The organism is Cryobacterium sp. 10S3 (genome assembly GCF_034344045.1).
Taxonomy (GTDB): Bacteria; Actinomycetota; Actinomycetes; order Actinomycetales; family Microbacteriaceae; genus Cryobacterium; species Cryobacterium glucosi.
Genome location: NZ_CP133773.1, coordinates 1,428,962 through 1,445,405, shown reverse-complemented (window position 1 = coordinate 1,445,405; position 16,444 = coordinate 1,428,962). Strand labels below are relative to the sequence as shown.

General features: G+C 67.8%; 14 protein-coding genes. 2 read left to right on the top strand and 12 right to left on the bottom strand.

Features of this window, described 5'->3' with window-relative positions:
- The first annotated feature begins 78 nt into the window (after positions 1 to 78).
- Together RHM57_RS06700 and RHM57_RS06695 are read left to right on the top strand one after the other, a co-directional pair.
- Positions 79 to 777 carry a trimeric intracellular cation channel family protein gene (locus tag RHM57_RS06700; protein ID WP_134446042.1) on the top strand — a complete coding sequence of 233 codons (699 nt, stop codon included), beginning with the start codon at positions 79 to 81 and terminating at the stop codon, positions 775 to 777.
- A gap of 181 nt (positions 778 to 958) precedes the next feature.
- Entirely contained in the window at positions 959 to 1,693 is a 735-nt protein-coding gene (locus RHM57_RS06695; protein WP_198413475.1) for a hypothetical protein, read from the top strand.
- 165 nt (positions 1,694 to 1,858) lie between these two features.
- Here RHM57_RS06695 and RHM57_RS06690 read toward each other — a convergent pair whose 3' ends face one another.
- From RHM57_RS06690 to RHM57_RS06635, 12 genes are all read right to left on the bottom strand, one after another.
- Positions 1,859 to 2,302 (bottom strand): DUF2127 domain-containing protein, encoded by a 444-nt coding sequence (locus tag RHM57_RS06690; RefSeq protein ID WP_166791039.1) that lies wholly within the window; start codon positions 2,300 to 2,302, stop codon positions 1,859 to 1,861.
- Positions 2,303 to 2,402: 100 nt separating this feature from the next.
- Positions 2,403 to 4,175 carry a 2-isopropylmalate synthase gene (gene leuA / locus RHM57_RS06685; protein WP_134446044.1) on the bottom strand — a complete coding sequence of 591 codons (1,773 nt, stop codon included), beginning with the start codon at positions 4,173 to 4,175 and terminating at the stop codon, positions 2,403 to 2,405.
- A gap of 224 nt (positions 4,176 to 4,399) precedes the next feature.
- The gene (locus RHM57_RS06680) at positions 4,400 to 5,809 is read right to left on the bottom strand and encodes an ABC transporter permease (RefSeq protein WP_322135906.1); all 1,410 of its coding nucleotides are present in this window, start codon (positions 5,807 to 5,809) and stop codon (positions 4,400 to 4,402) included.
- Positions 5,806 to 6,567: an ABC transporter ATP-binding protein gene (locus RHM57_RS06675; RefSeq protein ID WP_134446046.1), complete on the bottom strand. Its 762-nt coding sequence runs from the start codon at positions 6,565 to 6,567 to the stop codon at positions 5,806 to 5,808. The genes RHM57_RS06680 and RHM57_RS06675 overlap by 4 nt, the downstream gene beginning before the upstream one ends.
- Before the next feature lie 100 nt (positions 6,568 to 6,667).
- Positions 6,668 to 7,360 carry a response regulator gene (locus tag RHM57_RS06670; RefSeq protein WP_134446047.1) on the bottom strand — a complete coding sequence of 231 codons (693 nt, stop codon included), beginning with the start codon at positions 7,358 to 7,360 and terminating at the stop codon, positions 6,668 to 6,670.
- Positions 7,357 to 8,652 (bottom strand): sensor histidine kinase, encoded by a 1,296-nt coding sequence (locus tag RHM57_RS06665; RefSeq protein ID WP_322135907.1) that lies wholly within the window; start codon positions 8,650 to 8,652, stop codon positions 7,357 to 7,359. Before RHM57_RS06665 ends, RHM57_RS06670 begins: the two co-directional genes overlap by 4 nt.
- Before the next feature lie 120 nt (positions 8,653 to 8,772).
- The gene (locus RHM57_RS06660) at positions 8,773 to 11,346 is read right to left on the bottom strand and encodes a bifunctional lysylphosphatidylglycerol flippase/synthetase MprF (RefSeq protein ID WP_134446049.1); all 2,574 of its coding nucleotides are present in this window, start codon (positions 11,344 to 11,346) and stop codon (positions 8,773 to 8,775) included.
- A 5-nt stretch (positions 11,347 to 11,351) separates the two neighbouring features.
- Entirely contained in the window at positions 11,352 to 12,614 is a 1,263-nt protein-coding gene (locus tag RHM57_RS06655) for an alpha/beta hydrolase (RefSeq protein ID WP_134446050.1), read from the bottom strand.
- 134 nt (positions 12,615 to 12,748) lie between these two features.
- Positions 12,749 to 13,651, bottom strand: coding sequence for a GTPase Era (era, locus tag RHM57_RS06650; RefSeq protein ID WP_134446051.1), 903 nt, complete (start codon positions 13,649 to 13,651; stop codon positions 12,749 to 12,751).
- Positions 13,635 to 14,963 carry a hemolysin family protein gene (locus tag RHM57_RS06645; protein ID WP_322135909.1) on the bottom strand — a complete coding sequence of 443 codons (1,329 nt, stop codon included), beginning with the start codon at positions 14,961 to 14,963 and terminating at the stop codon, positions 13,635 to 13,637. The genes era and RHM57_RS06645 overlap by 17 nt, the downstream gene beginning before the upstream one ends.
- Positions 14,960 to 15,427, bottom strand: a complete 468-nt coding sequence (gene ybeY / locus RHM57_RS06640) for an rRNA maturation RNase YbeY (RefSeq protein WP_134446053.1) — start codon at positions 15,425 to 15,427, stop codon at positions 14,960 to 14,962. Before ybeY ends, RHM57_RS06645 begins: the two co-directional genes overlap by 4 nt.
- Entirely contained in the window at positions 15,424 to 16,440 is a 1,017-nt protein-coding gene (locus tag RHM57_RS06635; RefSeq protein ID WP_134446126.1) for a PhoH family protein, read from the bottom strand. The genes ybeY and RHM57_RS06635 overlap by 4 nt, the downstream gene beginning before the upstream one ends.
- Positions 16,441 to 16,444: the final 4 nt, after the last annotated feature.

Sequence of the window (16,444 nt, the reverse complement as noted above, 5' to 3'; positions counted from 1 at the left end):
CGCGCCGGTCGAGCGGTTCCTGCCTCCACGCGCCTGTCGACGGTCAGGAAACCCCGCGGCGGATGGTTTCATTGGAGGGTGCCTCCCATCCTGTTCACGATCCCGCTCTGGATCGACCTGACGGCGGTCGCCATCGGCGCGATCCAGGGGGCCATGTTCGCCGGGCGATTCACCGATCGCCGCTTCGACCTGCTCGGCATTGCGATCATCGGTGTCACTGTCGGCCTCGGCGGCGGACTCCTGCGCGATATCCTGCTCGGCGGGGTGCCCGCTGCCCTGCAGAGCAACTGGTACCTGCCGATCGCAGGCGGATCCGCTCTCCTGGGCATGCTGTTGCAGAGCCTCTTCAACCGCCTCGGCCCGTTCATCATCGCGCTCGACGCTGTGACGATCGGCCTGTTCGCCGCTCTCGGGACGAGCAAGGCGCTCGCGCACGGCCTCCCGGAGATTCCGTCGCTGTTCGTGGGCGTGATCACGGCCGTCGGCGGCTCGGCGCTCCGGGACATGATGCTCAACGTTCCGATCGCCGTCATGCACGTCGGTTCGTTCTACGCCATGGCCGCCGGATTCGGTAGCGCGCTCCTCGTCGTGCTTTTCGAACTGCACGTGGACATCACCATCGCCGCGATCGCCTGCGTGATCGTGACCACGGTGATGCGGATCCTCGCGGCCCGGTACGGCTGGAGCCTGCCAGAACAGCGTGCGATCGGCAGCTGGCCGCGTTGGCGGCGTCGCGTGCGCCCCGCAACGCTCCGCCGCCGTCGCACCCACGACTGAATCCCCCGACCAGGTCCGGAGCTCGGAATTCCGCGGCACCGCAGCTGCAGGGCGGGAATGTGCGGGAGTTGGGCCCACCCAGACGGCGTGGGAGGGACGGAGAAATCGGCGGGATTCCCTCTCGCATTTGTGGGCCCGCGGGGAGACACTAGTGAGGAGTACTCACTTGTCTGGAGGATCCATGAATATGCTGAAGGGCAACTCGCCCGATCCGATGCCGGTGCCCAGCCTGATGCCGGTCCTGTCCCGCGGCAAACACCGCACGCCGCGCTCCGGTGCCTGCTTCATGGAGTTCGCGTCCTACCTCGCAGGCGAAGCGTGGAGTGACCATCCGGCGTGCACGCACCCCCTGGTCGCCTCCCTCGCCCGCATGGTCAACGACTGCACCTCGGACAGTTCCCGGGCCCGCCTGGTGCCCCTGATCCCGTCGGTCATCGGCCTCAAGGGCGACAACCCCCGGGTGCGGCTACTGATCGCGGTCAGGGCCGCGACCGCGGCGCTTCCCGTGAGCAGCTCGGATCACCAGCGTGCGCTTGCCGTCGGGATCCTGAATTGCGAGCGCCAGCTGGAGGGGCTCGATGGCGAGTTGCCCGAAGGACTCGAGGCCCGTATCCGCACCGCGTTCGACGCGGCGCCGGAGACCGAGCGGTGGGCGCGCGAGTTCATCTCCTCCATGGGGGCATGGTCGCGTACCAAGTTCACCGATCGCACGGCGGAGACGATCATCCGGGTCTCGGTTCAGGGTATTGCTGAGGCATGCACCCCGAATCCCGACGACCGCCTGTTCGAGTTGCTGTCCGGGGTGATCGACGATGCGACGCGTGTGCTTGTTTCGACGCAGCCGGCGCAGATGGCGACGTCGGTAGTCGAGCGACCGGCCGAGACACGTCCCGCAGGGGTGCGTGTTCACAGCTGAATCCGGAAAGAAACCAGCCCTTCGGATGTGCAGTTGAACGCAGTTAAGAAACCACAGCGATCGGGGCGATCCGCCGTTGGGCGGATCGCCCCGATTCGCATGCCCCGACTCACATCCCATGGATCCGTATCGTCAAGGGGCGCTATCGTCCAGGGGCGCTGAGAATCAGACCTGCCGGGCGGTTCGCGGATTGAGTTCACGGTATTCGCGGTAGACGAGAACGACGATTGCGGCATCGAGCGCGGTGATGACGGCCATGCCCACTGTGGGGCGGAGGACGAAGGCGTAGAGCTGGTAGCCGAGGAAGGCGATCAGGATCCCCAGCGCGTACGGATAGGCCCGGTGCCATTTGCGCAGGAGGCAGTAGACGAGAGCCACCTTCACGGCTCCGTGGGTGATGAGGAAGGCGATCAGGAAGCCGGCTCCCGTTGCGGCAAGCTCGGAATCCAGCCGGGCTACGTACTGCGCCAGGAAGCGCATGGCGGAGGAGTCGCCCTCCCCCGCCTCGCCCGCTACTCCCGCGAGCAGGGCGTGGACGAGGGCGGGTGACACCCACAACACGAGTCCGGCGGCGAGTTCGATCACGCCGTCGATGCCCTTGATGCCCACTCCGACGGAATAGAGGCGATCCGTGACCGTCCGAGAACGTCGGGACTCAGTGGGAGTCGAGGCCACCGGATACCTGCCTTCCCGCTGATCGAGCCGGTTCCTAGGCCGGAACACCCGCCAGGGCGAGGTCGCCTGCCACCGCACGGATGCCGCGGTTGACCGCGGAGACGACGGCCTTCAGCGAGGCGGTCGAGATATCGGCGTCGATGCCGACACCCCAGTAGCGCCGGCCGTTGACGTCGAGTTCGACGTAGGACGCAGCCAGGGCGTCTCCGCCGGCGGACATGGCGTGTTCGACGTAGTCGTAGAGCGTGATCGCGATGCCGCGCTCGGCCATGATTCCCAGGAACGCGGCGATCGGACCATTGCCGGCCCCCTCGACGCGCTCGACTCCGTCGTCGTCCCGGAGGTCGACCGTGAGGTCGACACGGCCGCCCAGATCGCTCGAGGTCCGCGTGGAGAACAGTTCGAACCGGCCCCACTTGTCGTCGGGCTGCCCACTGGAACTCGGCAGGTACTCGTCGTTGAAGATCTCCCAGATCTGCTCGCTCGTGACCTCGCCGCCCTCGGCATCCGTCTTGGACTGGACGACCCCGGAAAACTCGATCTGGAGCTTGCGGGGCAGGTCGAGGGAGTGGTCGGTCTTGAGCAGGTAAGCGACGCCGCCCTTGCCGGACTGCGAGTTGACCCGGATCACGGCTTCGTAGCTGCGACCGAGGTCCTTCGGGTCCACCGGCAGGTAGGGAACCGCCCACTGGAGTTCGTCGACGGATCGGCCCTGCGCCGCGGCATCCGCCGCCATGGCTTCAAAGCCCTTCTTGATGGCGTCCTGGTGCGACCCGCTGAAGGCGGTGAAGACGAGGTCTCCTGCCCAGGGACTGCGTTCGGGAACGGGCAGCTGGTTGCAGTATTCGGCGGTGCGCTTGACCTCGTCGATGTTGCCGAAGTCGATCTGCGGGTCGATGCCCTGGGTGAACAGGTTGATGCCGAGGGCGACGAGGTCGACGTTGCCGGTCCGTTCGCCGTTGCCGAAGAGGCAGCCTTCGATCCGGTCTGCGCCGGCGAGGTAGCCGAGCTCCGCCGCCGCGATCGCGGTGCCGCGGTCGTTGTGCGGGTGCAGGGAGATCAGGACGTTCTCACGCTGGTCGAGGTGCCGGGACATCCACTCGATCGAGTCGGCGTAGACGTTGGGACTGGCCATTTCGACGGTCGCAGGCAGGTTGATGATGACCTTCCGCTCCGGGGTCGGCTCGAGGACGGCGATGACCTGGTTGCAGACATCGACCGCGAATTCGAGTTCGGTGCCGGTGTAGCTCTCCGGGGAGTACTCGTAGTAGATCGTCGTGCCGGGGACGGTCGCTTCGAGAGCGCGGCAGGTGCGTGCGCCGAAGAGGGCGATGTCGATGATGCCCTGCTTGTCCTCGCGGAAGACGACCTCGCGCTGCAGCACGCTCGTGGAGTTGTAGAGGTGCACGATGGCCTGCTTGGCGCCGGCGATCGATTCGTAGGTGCGCCGGATCAGGTGTTCCCTCGCCTGGGTGAGCACCTGGATCGTGACGTCGTCCGGGATGGCATCCTCGTCGATGAGGCTGCGCACGAAATCGAAGTCGGTCTGGCTGGCCGACGGGAAGCCGACCTCGATCTCCTTGTAACCCATGCGCACGAGCATGTCGAACATGATGCGCTTGCGCTCAGGGCTCATCGGGTCGATCAGCGCCTGGTTGCCGTCACGCAGGTCGACGGCGCACCAGCGCGGTGCGACTTCGATGTGCTTCGAGGGCCAGGTGCGATCGGGCAGGTCGACCGCGAACTGCTCGTGGTACGGACGGTACTTGTGGATCGGCATCGTCGATGCGGACTGGTTGTTTCTCATGATCGTGATCTCCTCGCTGGGGTTGGGATAGCCAACAACAAACGCCGCGACGAGGGAGGCCTCAGATTAGGACTCGTCGCGGCAGCGAAGGAGGAGCTGACCGAACAACACAAGGGAATGCTAACACCGATTTCCGGCCGGCATCCTGAGAAGAGTCTGAAGCGGCGGTCGACGGATGCCGCGCTCCCGTCGCGGGCGCGGCATCCGTCGCAGGACCACCGGTCTCACCCGGCGGCGAGGGCCGCAATCGGCGCCAGTGACACCGCCCGACGAGCGGGCAGGATCGTCGCCCCGACGGTGAGCACGGCGGTACCGACCACGCAGAGGGTGACGAGGAGCCACGGAATCGACGGCGCCACCAGACCGGCATGGGTGACGGATCCGAACAGTGATTGTGCCGCCGCCCACCCGTATGCGACCCCGAGCACCAGGCCGAGGGTGACGGCCGCCACGGTCATCTGCACGCTTTCGGCGAGGATCATCGCGCGAACCTGCCTGCCGGTGAAACCGAGGGCCCTGAGCAGGCCGATCTCGCGAGAACGCTGCAGCACGCTCAGTGCCAGGTTGTTGATCATGCCGACTGCGGCGATCAGGGCGCTGAAGCCCACGAGCACTGAGATCACGGCGAGGCTGGTCGACACCGTCTCGGAGACGGCCGCACGCGTCACCGGGTCGTCCATCAGCGGCTGCATCATGGTTTCGAAGGTCGATCCCGCGACGGCGAACATGGTGATGAGCGTCACCCCGATGACCAGTCCGATAGTGGTGCGGGCACTGCGCTCCGGGTGTTGACTGGCGTTCGCGACAGCAAGCCGGGCCGGCGCGCTGCCGCCCAGGAACCGGCCGACCAGGCTCAACATGGGCGGCATGATCAGATGCGACCCGAGCACAAGGCCGGTGAACGAGAGCAGGCCGCCGGCAAGTCCCAGCAGCACGCCGTACTCCGTGACCTGCCCGGCCCAGACTCCCCCGGCGAGAAACAGTACGCCCGTGGCCATCAGCACGATCGCGAAGGCATTGCGGCCCGGGCGCCGAGCCGACTCTTCGAGCGTGCGCTCCTGTGCTGCACCGACAGCCTGCATCGGGCTCACGGTGAGGACCCGGCGAGACCCGACCCACGCTGCGCACCAGGTGGACAACACGACGATGACGACGGGCAAGGCGAGCAAGGGCTCGAGGAGACGGTAGCCGAGATCCGGGATCAGCCCGGCGCCGAAGGCAAGCCGGACACCGGCGAAACTCAGCAGGATGCCGGCGGCGGCGCCCAGCACGGCTCCGGCGAGCCCCACCTTCAGCCCGTCGAGGGCCACGGCGCGGCGCTGGTCACCCGCGCTCGACCCGATCAGGTGCATGAGCGCGATCGTGCGGGTCCGACCGGCGATGACGGTGGCCACCGTGTTGGTGGTCACGATCGCACTCACGTACACCGCAATCGTGATGAACAGGAATGCGACGATCGAGAGGGCTGCACGGACCGCTGCAATGCGGGACACGTCATTGCCACTCACGACGGTGGCGAGCACGCTCGTCGTTTCCAGGAGCAGCACCCCGAAGGCCGATGCGAGCGCCGCCACGACCAGGCTCGCACCACGGCCGGCGTGCCCGGTGGCGCTGGCGGTTTCGCTGCCGCTCATGCGCACTGCTCCATGCCGAGCATGATGCCGGAGATCTCTTCGGCGGTGGACCGTTCCCGGTCTTCGACGACCCTGCCGTCCGCGAGGAAGAGGATGCGATCGGCGAAGCTGGCCGCGATGGGGTCGTGGGTGACCATGGCGATGCTCTGGCCGTAGCCGGTGCTCGCCGCCTTGAGCAGGGTGAGCACTTCGCGCCCGCTCCGGGAGTCGAGGTTCCCGGTCGGCTCGTCGGCGAAGACCAGCTCGGGCCTGGTGGCCAGGGCCCGCGCGATGGCCACTCGCTGTTGCTGGCCACCGGACAGCTCGTGCGGACGGTGCCTGAGCCGGTCGCCGAGGCCGAGGGAGTCGGTGAGCTGATCGATCCAGTCCTTCTCCGCCGCATCCGGCCGCCGCCCGTCGAGCGCGAACGGCAGGGTGATGTTCCCCCGCACGTCCAGCGTCGGGACGAGGTTGAACGACTGGAAGATGAAGCCGATCCGGCGGCGGCGCAGGACCGTCAGTTCCGAGTCGCCCAGGCCGGTGATCTCGGTATCACCGAGCCAAACCCGACCGGAGCCTGCCTCGTCCAGTCCCGCCATGATGTGCATCAGGGTGGACTTGCCCGAGCCGCTCGGTCCCATGATCGCCGTGAACTGGCCACGACGGATGCCGATGGACACGTCGTCGAGCGCCGTTACCGAGGTGGTGGCTGATCCATAGGTTTTACAGAGGTTGGTGACTCTGGCCGCGAGGCCGAGTTCTGCAGATGTGATTTCCATGCTTCAACGCTAGGAATCGCTCCCCCCTCACCGCATCGGGCAGCAGAGGTATCCCGGATGCCGAGGGGATGACTACCGGCCGGACCGGGTCATCCGCTCGTTACTCCGTGAGGCCGTGCTGGAAGGCATACACGACGAGCTGAACCCGGTCGCGGAGGATGAGCTTGGAGAGGATACGGCTGATGTGCGTCTTGACGGTGGCCTCGCTGAGGAATTCACGCGCCGCGATCTCCGCGTTGCTGAGGCCCAGGGCAGCAAGGGCGAAGATGTCGCGTTCGCGGCTGGTCAGTGTGCCGAAGGCCTCGGGTTCCACCGGCTGCGCGGGGGCCGGCGCGTCGAAGTGGGCGAAGAGTTCGCGGGTCGCCGATGCTGCGATGACGGCGTTGCCCGCGTGCACGGTACGGATTGCGGCCAGCAGGAACTCGGGATCCGCATCCTTGAGCAGGAAGCCGCTCGCCCCGCCCCGGATAGCCCTGCTCGCGCTTTCGTCGAGTTCGAAGGTCGTGAGGACGACGATGCGCGGCGGCATCACGCCGGCAGCCTCGGCCGCGGCCAGAATGGCGACGGTCGCGTCGATCCCGTCCATCACGGGCATCCGGATGTCCATCAGGATCACGTCCGGACTGACTGCGGCCGCCATGGTGACGCCAGCGGCGCCGCTGCCCGCCTCGCCGACGAACTCGAGGTCGGCCTGCGAAGATACCAGCATCCGGATCCCGGCACGGAAGAGCGCCTGGTCGTCGACCAGGGCGACACGGATGCGCGGGGCGTCCGCCGCCGCGACCTCGCTCATGCACGCACGTCCGTGGCCTGGACCGGACGCACGACGGGCCCCGCCATGATGGCCGGCAGGTGTGCCGCGACGCGGAAGTACCCTTCGTCGGGCTCTGCGGTCAGCGAACCGCCGGCGAGGAGCGCCCGTTCCCGCATGCCGGGCAGGCCGTGGCCGATCTCCACCGCGTGCGTCTCCCCGACGCCGGCCACCCCTGGGGCCACGGTGGACGGCGCGATCCGGAGGGCATTGTTGATCGTCACCGCGACCCAGTCGGTGGTCCAGTCGAGTCGGAGAGCCACGGTCCGGCTGGTGTCACCGTGCCGGAGTGCGTTGGTGAGCGCCTCCTGCACGATCCGGTAGACGGCGAGCTGGGCGCCGGAGCCGAGCGTGGCCGGCGTGCCGGTCGTCGTCCAGTGGATGTCGAGTCCCGTGCCGCGCATCTGCTCGACGAGGCGGTCGAGGTCGGCGAGCACGGGTTGCGGTCCGCTGACCACGTCCTGCCGCAGCCGGGCGAGCAGGATCCGGACATCTCCGAGGGCCTCCCGTGCGGTTGTGGAAATGGTGATGAGCGCCTCGTCGACGGCGTCCGGGTTCTTCGCCCTCGAGTAGCGGGCGCCGTCGGCCTGGGCGATCACCACGGCAAGCGAGTGTGCGACGACGTCGTGCATGTCCCTGGCGATGCGGTTGCGCTCCTGTTCGACGACCACGGCACGCTGGGCCTGGCGCTGCTCCTCCTCGGCGCGGTACTGGGTGAATCTGCTGTCCCTTGCGGCCTGCCGGGAGCGCTTCAGCAGACCCAGGGTCCAGGAGAGGCCGAGAACGGCCAGGCTGACAAAGGTCAGCATCGCCGTCGACCAGACCAGGGCGCCGATGTCCCCCTGCGCGAGCACTGTTCCGAGGTGTCCCACGCCGCGTTGTGCGACCGCGAGGTAGACCCCGGCCACCAGCGCGCCGACGGCGACCGAGATCAGGCCGGCCCTGCGCGTGGCCGGTCCGGCATAGGCCGCCGTGACGTAGAGCACGGCCAGGACGGCCACGTCACCGCCGAGCACCGGCTCGCCCGCGAGCATCTGTCCGGTCGCGGCCAGCCAGGCGAGGGTGAGGGCCAGGGCCGGCGAGAACCGGCGCACCGCGAGCGCCGCAGCGAACCCGACCAGGACGAGGACGGTCGCGGGGCTGCCCGAGTCGACCAGGAGAAGGAGCAGGAAAAAGAGGCCGGCGATGACGATGTCGAGGGCGAGCGAACGACGGGGAATCACACGGATCCAGCGGTACCGTGCGACACGCGTGGACACTCCCGGCTCGACCATCCTCCCAGCCTACGACCCCGTGCCGGACCGCCAGGGGGCGCCGCAGGAACGTCATCCCTGAGTGAACCGGAAATCCTCCGAGCGATGTAGTCCCGGCAGGTCAGGTCAGGTCAGGTCAGGTCAGGTCAGGCTCCTGGCGAAAGCAAGGGCTTCCCGCACGGAGAGAGCCGGCAGATACGCGCGTGCAAGTGCGAGCCCGATCGCAGGAAGGGCGACCGGGTCGGGGTAGGCCATGAAGAGCGGGTGGAATTCGGGCTGGAACTTCCGTTTGAAGGCGAGGAGCGAACGGAACCCGTAGACGGGCTCCAGGCTGCGCCCGAGGAAGTCGATGAACCGGGAGGCGAGGCTCGACGCCCGGTTGTCTCCGTCGCCCGCGCCGGTCTGGGCGAGCGGGGCCGCGGAGAGGCTCAGGAATTCGATTTCCGGCTGTTCGCTCATCTGCCGGGCGGTCTGCGCGATCAGGAATTCCATCACACCGTTCATGCTGTCCGGGCGCCGCCGCATGAAGTCGAGCGTCCAGCCGATCACCTTCCCGTCCCGGTAGCTCGGGAGCCAGCTCGTCACCGCGTGCACGACCTGGCCTTCGTCGATCGCCAGCATGAGCCGGACCGCCGGGTCACGGAGCTCGTCGAGTCCGCCGAGGGTGAAGCCCAGTTCGGGGAGTTCCTTCTCCTGCACCCAGAGCTCGGAAATCTCGGAGATCTGCACGTTCTCGAGCACGGGAAGCGCGCGGTACGTCGTCCATTCCGCGCGCACTCCGGCACGTTCCGCCCGGTTGATCGACGAGCGGATGTCCTGCCACTTCTTCCCGGTTGTGTCCCAGGTCCGGGGCCTCAGGATCGTCTCTTCGCCGATCCCCATGGTCTGCCAGCCCATCCGGGCGAAGGTCGCCTGCCAGCTGCCGTGCAGGCTGTAGAAGACCGGGACCCAGCCGTGGTCGTCGCACATGATGGCGAAGTCGGCGATCGCCCGCGCGGCGTCTTCGACGGGTCCGACCGGCTCCGTCGTGGTGATGGCGACGCCGGCCTCCACGCGATACGCGATCGCGGTCGATCCGGAAGCGTTGAACCACAGTGAGTTCCCCTCCCACGTGGTCATGTATGCGAGGGAGCCTCCACCGCCCCTGCTGAGGATGGCCCGCAGCCGGGCCGCGTCGTCGCTCCGGCCGCCGGCGACGGTGCTGCGCATGCACTGGATCGCCCCGATGATGACGATCGCCCAGAACACCGGTCCGACCCACTGGTAGAGCAAGGTCGACGCCCAGTCGGTCGGCAGGAAGGAGAGTCGTTCGAGTCGGAGGAATCCGACGGGAATGAACCGCTCCGGCACGTCGCTGACGAGGTCCACGAGGTTCACGGCGGGGGTGAACCGGTCGCTGAGCGCGAGTCCCCCGATGACGTACACGGCCGCGAGGCCGAAGAAGGAGACCACGGTCGTCACGAAGAAGCGGCGGAGCCTGCCCGGCCTGCTGCGCACGGGGAAGCGACGCAGGTTCACGATGATCAGCACGGCAGTTGCAAGCGGAACCAGCACCGACACGACGAGCACGACGGCGACCTCCCAGTACTGGAAGGAGCGCCAGTGCCAGACGTACGGCTGGCCGGAGATCGGCAGGAGGCCGTAGTACCAGGCGCCGAGAACGGCCATGCCGGTGTTCACGACGATCGCGAGCCAGGCCGCGAATCGTCTGCCCCGCAGGACTCCGAAGGCGGCGACAAGAAGGGTGAGGAGCGGCAGCAGCGAGACGAGCACCGGCCCCACGCCGGCGACCCTCTCGAGGGTTAGTTCGTGCACGCACTGCCGGGTGATATCGCCCAGGAGGCACCGGTCCACGACATCGGTGACGGAGGGCACGCCCTGGGTGAGCAGGAGTCCGAGCGGAGCGAGGAGGCCGAAGCGCGTTCCGGAGAAGATCGTGATGACCGGGCCGACGGCGAGGATGCCGAGCACGGACGCGAGGAGTGTCCGCGTCTCGCGGTGCGAACTGCGGCGCCAGGTCAGGTCGATCCGCCGGGGCCGGAAGACGGCCCCGAGCGCGAGACCGGCGAGGGCCCCGAGAAGGCGGTACACGTCTGAGGGCTGGCCGGAGTAGAGCACGAGCACGAGGGCAACCATCAGGGTGAATACGCGAATGCGTCGCCGCCAGAGCGGCCCTGCGAAGCTGCTCGCCGCCATGATCGTGCCGAAGATCGGCGTGAACGGGTCGAGCGCCCAGAGTTCGCTGACGCCCCGTGACCACATCTCTCCGCTCGCGACACCCGCGTCCTGGAGCAGGAGACCGATCCCGGTGCCGAGGATGGCCGTCGACAGGAAGGCGATGACCGTTCGGCCACTGCCGAGGAGATGCTCGGCATAGCCGAGGACCACGAGGGTCGCGAGGATCGCGAGCAGGAGTTCCGCGAGATTGTCCACGAGGAACACGCTCGTGATCGGCGACCACCAGTGCCCGCCGTCGATGACCGACTCGTATCCGGTCCCGAACCAGAGCCGGATCCACCGCGACGGCCCCTGGACGATGCCCGTCGAGAGTGCGAGGACGAGCAGGATGAGCGCGTAGCCGAGGGACACCGGCTGTGTCCTGAGCCGTCGCCAGACGACCCGGATGGTCACGGCGAGACCGGCTCCGGCCCGGGAGAGCCACCCGGTTTCGGCTGTTCCGCCGGCACCGTGGGAGCCTTCGGTGGACGTCGACATGGCGTTCACGGGGTCACCGCGAGTCCGGTGCGGGCCGCGATCAGCGGCAAAGCGGTCGTCCAGGCGAACTGCACGGTGTGCCAGTCGTGCGCGGTCCCTGGCGAGACGATCAGGTCCGTGCCTGCGCCGGCCGCGGTCGCCGCGGCGTCGAGGGTGTTCGCCCAGGCCAGGAAACGCGTGTCACCTGCCCCGACGGCGAAGATGATGTGCAGGTTGGAATAGGGGGCGTGCGCAGCGAGGATCGCGGCCGGCGCGGCGGCCGCGTAAGCGGTGGCACTGCCGGCGAACGCGGTCTGGATCGTGTGGGCGGCATCCCCGTTCCTGGGCACGAGCTCGCCTGAGATGTCGAGAATGGTGCCGAAGAGCTCCGGGTGCGCGGCGCCGAGCTGGATGGAACAGGTGCCGCCCTGGGAGAACCCCGCAATGGTCCACCCGGCGGGGCTTGCGGCGACCGAGAAGGTGGACCGGATCCAGGCGGGCACGTCGACAGTGAGGTAACTGGCACTGTTGCCGAGCACGGAGTCGACGCACATGGGGTTGCGGTCCGCTGCCCCCAACTGGTCAGGGACGACGACGATGGGCGTCTGGCCGGCGTGGGCGGCGGCGTACGTGTCGAGGATCGCGTCGAGTTTCCCTGCGGTGAAGACGTCTGCCGGTGTTCCCGGCTGGCCGGAGAGCATCACGACGACGGGGAGCACGGGAGGATGTGCCGTGCGGGCGGCGGCCGGCAGGTACACGATGGCCGGGCGGGCGTCGAAGCCGGATACGGTTGCCGGAATCGTGACGGTGCCGATGCTGCCCGCGGTCTCCCCCACGCTGCTCGCCGTTGCGGCGGTCGCGCCCACGTCGAGTGCTCCGTAGAGCGGAACTCCGAGTGCCGCGCGCACCGTGGTGTACTGCCCGAAGTCGGCGTTGATGCCGGCCGCGGCGGCGAGGAGGCAGAGCGGAATCAGGGCGATCGCGACGCCCCGCCGCCAGCCACGGCCGGTCAGGCTGTTGATCGCGAGACCGATCCCGGCGAAGACGGCCACGACCCAGCCGCGGGTCACCATCGACAGCGACACACCGAACAGGTCCCAGACATCGCTCGTCAGCCAGGCGAGCACCCAGCCGAAGAGCGCCCCTGCTGAGAGACTCGCGGCGACACGGAAGAAGACGATTCCGCTGTACCGGCGGACGAGCACGAGGAGGACGGCGAGTCCGGCAAGAACGTAGAGGACCACGACGACGGGCCCAGCAACGATGCTGGTGTCAAGCAATGCGGCCATTTCGGTTTCCTCCCTCCCTACCCTCACACTCCGAGGGATGGCCTTCCCGCCAAATCGCGGGTTCTGAGCAATAGCTCAGGGAAGGATGCTGGCAGGCCTGCCCGTCCCCAGCAAAGGTTCAGGGCGACGAACCCCTAGAACCCGAGGCGACCGAGCTGCTTCGGGTCGCGCTGCCATTCCTTGGCGACCTTGACCCGGAGGGACAGGAAGACCCGCTTGCCGACGAGGGGTTCGATCTGCTTGCGCGCCCGCACCCCGACGTCCTTGAGCCGGCTGCCTGACTTGCCGATGATGATGCCTTTCTGGCTGTCCCGCTCGACGAAGAGGTTGGCGTAGACCTCGACGAGTTCCTGGTCGTCGCGTTCGATGATGTCGTCGATCGTCACGGCGATGGAGTGCGGCAGTTCGTCGGTGACGCCCTCGAGCGCCGCCTCACGGATGTACTCGGAGATGCGCGATTCGAGGCTTTCGTCCGTGACGGCATCCGCGGGGTAGAGCGGGGCGTCGGAGAGCGGCAGGAGGCGCAGGAGCTCGGCGGCGAGGATGTCGAGCTGGATGCGGCTCGTCGACGAGATCGGGACGATCGCTTCCCAGTCCCGGAGTGCGGACACCGCGAGCAGCTGGTTCGCGACGCTCGTCTTCGAGGAGAGGTCGATCTTGGTCACGATCGCGACCTTGCGGGCGCGCGGGAAGTTGTCGAGCTGCTCGTTGATGAAGCGGTCCCCCGGGCCGATCGGCTCGTTGGCGGGGATGCACAGGCCCACCACGTCGACACCGGCGAGGGTGGACTGGACGAGGCTGTTGAGTCGCTCGCCGAGCAGGGTCCGCGGCTTGTGGATGCCCGGCGTGTCGACGAGGATCAGCTGGCCGTCCTTCTGGTGCACGATCCCGCGGATGGCCCGCCGGGTCGTCTGCGGCTTCGACGAGGTGATGGCGACCTTCTCACCGACCAGGGCATTGGTGAGGGTCGACTTGCCGACGTTGGGTCGGCCGACGAACGACACGAACCCCGCCCGGAATTCATTTTCTGTGGTCATGGCCGTTTACTCCCTCATCGTCCGTCACTCCGAGGAATGCGGTCTGCACTTCGATCAGCGCTTCGTCTCGTTGGACCAGCACTGTGCTGATCCGTTTGCGGCGGCCCTCGGTGCGTTCCGCGGTGAGGACCAGCCCGCTCGTTCGTGCGACCGACCCGGCAACGGGCAGTCGTCCGAGGGCCTTGGCCAGCAGTCCGCCGACCGAATCGACCTCGTCGTCGTCGAGTTCGAGGTCGAACAGTTCGCCGAGTTCATCGACCGGGAGCCGGGCGCTGACCCGGAACCGGCCGTGGCCGAGGTCTTCGACCTCGACGACATCACGGTCGTACTCGTCGGAAATGTCGCCGACGAGTTCTTCGATCAGGTCTTCAAGCGTGACCAGGCCCGCTATGCCACCATACTCGTCGACGACCATCGCGAGGTGGTTAGACTCGAGCTGCATCTGCCGGAGGAGCTCGTCGGCCTTCTTCGACTCGGGGACGAACACGGCGGGCCGGGCGAGGTCGCCGACGGTGAGGCTCTCGATGTTCGGCGGTCGCTCGTAGACGAGCCGGGCGACGTCGCGGAGGTACACGATGCCCGTGACATCGTCGACTTCGCCGTCGATGACGGGCACTCGGGAGAAGCCCTTGCTCAGGAAGAGGCCCATCGCCTCGCCGAGGGAGGCATCGACCTCCATCGTCACCATGTCGGTGCGCGGGATCATGACCTCGCGGACGACGGTGTCGTTGAACTCGAAGATCGAGTGGATGAGTTCCCGGTCGTCCTCCTCGAGGACGTCGAGCTCGGTGGCCTCGTCGACCATGCTGAGCAGCTGGTCTTCCGAGGTGAAGGTCGCGAGCCGGGTGCGCCCCGGGGTGACCCGGTTGCCGAGGGCGACGAGGGCGTTCGCGATCGGCCCGAGCAGTACGCGCAGGAAGTGCACGAGCGGCGCGGTCCCGGCCAGCAACCCGTCCGGGTGCGCCCTGCCGACGCTGCGCGGACTCGCGCCCACGAGAACGAACGACACGGCCGTCATCAGGGCCGCGGACAGCACGAGGGCGAGCCAGAGCTGCTCGATCGTGGTGGCGAAGACGAGGGTCACGAGCACCGCGGAGGTCGTCTCTGCGATGATCCGCATGAAGCTGATCGCATTGAGGTGGGCGCCGGTGTCTGCGGAGATCGCGCGGAGGGACCGTTTCGCCCGGTGGGTCTCGGCGAGCTCGGCGATGTCGACGCGGGAGAGGGCGAGGATGGCGGAATCGACGGCGGCCATCAGGCCGCCGAAGGCGACCAGGACGATGGCCGCCACGAGAAACCACCCGATGCTCATCGCGCGCGGCGGCGTTCCTGCATGGCGAAGCCGATCAGGATGTCGCGCTGGATCCCGAACATTTCCTTCTCCTCGTCGGGCTCCGCGTGGTCGAAGCCGAGAAGGTGCAGGATCCCGTGCGCGGTCAGCAAGAGGAGCTCGTCAAGGGTCGAGTGCCCGGCCGTCTCGGCCTGGCCCTGGGCGACCTGCGGGCAGAGCACGATGTCACCGAGGAGGCCGGCCGGTGTTTCGGCGTCTTCTGTGCCCGGCCTGAGTTCGTCCATCGGGAAACTCAGGACATCGGTGGGCCCCGGTTCATCCATCCACTGCACGTGCAACTGCTCCATCGCGCCCTCGTCGACGAGGAGGATCGCGAGATCGGCGTCGGCGTGCACGTGCATGGTGTCGAGGGCGAAGGCCGCGAGGCGCTGGAGCGCGACCTCGTCGACCGGGATGTCGGATTCGTTGTTGATTTCAATGCTCATGAGGGTCTCCGTTTCGGAAAGCGGTCGCGGATGCCGCCGGGTCGTTCTGGGCCGCGCTTGACGAACTCGTGGGCCTGTTCGCTTTCGATGCGCTGCGCCTGCCTGAGTGCGTCGTATTCGGTCCACGCGTCGACGATCCTGCCGACGAGGGAATGGCGTACGACATCCGCGCTCGTCAGGCGCACGAAGCGGATGTCGTCGACCGTGTCGAGCACCCGGGTCACCAGGCGCAGCCCGCTCGTGCCTGCGGGCAGGTCGATCTGGGTGACGTCGCCGGTGACGACCATCTTCGACCCGAAGCCGAGCCGGGTGAGGAACATCTTCATCTGTTCCGGCGTGGTGTTCTGCGCCTCGTCGAGGACGACGAAGGAGTTGTTCAGGGTGCGGCCGCGCATGTAGGCGAGCGGGGCGACCTCGATCGTGCCGGCCGCGAGCAGTTTCGGCAGGAGTTCCGGCTCCATCATCTCGCCGAGCGCGTCGTAGAGCGGACGCAGGTAGGGGTCGATCTTGTCGGTCAGGGTGCCGGGCAGGAAGCCGAGGCGTTCCCCCGCTTCGACGGCCGGACGGGTGAGGATGATCCGGTCGACCTCCTTGCGCTGCAGGGCCTGGACAGCCTTCGCCATCGCGAGGTAGGTCTTGCCGGTTCCGGCGGGGCCGATCCCGAAAACGATCGTGTCGGTGTCGATGGCATCGACGTATTCCTTCTGGCCGATCGTCTTCGCGCGGATGCTCTTGCCCCGTGAGGTGAGGATCGGCGGCCCGAGGCGAACGGAGGGGCTCGAGGTGCTGTCCTCGCCGAGCATGCGGGCGCTCGACTCGACCTCGGCCGGCGCGAGGTCACGGCCCTCGCGGATCATCACGAGCAATTCTTCGATCAGACGGCGGGCGGCGGCGACCTGGCTCGGCTCACCGGAGAGCGTCATCTCGTTGCCGCGGACGTGCACGCTGACCGCGGGGTGTTCCTTCTCGATCGCGCCGAGCAGCCGGTCCTGCGCGCCGAGGAGGCGCACCATGGCG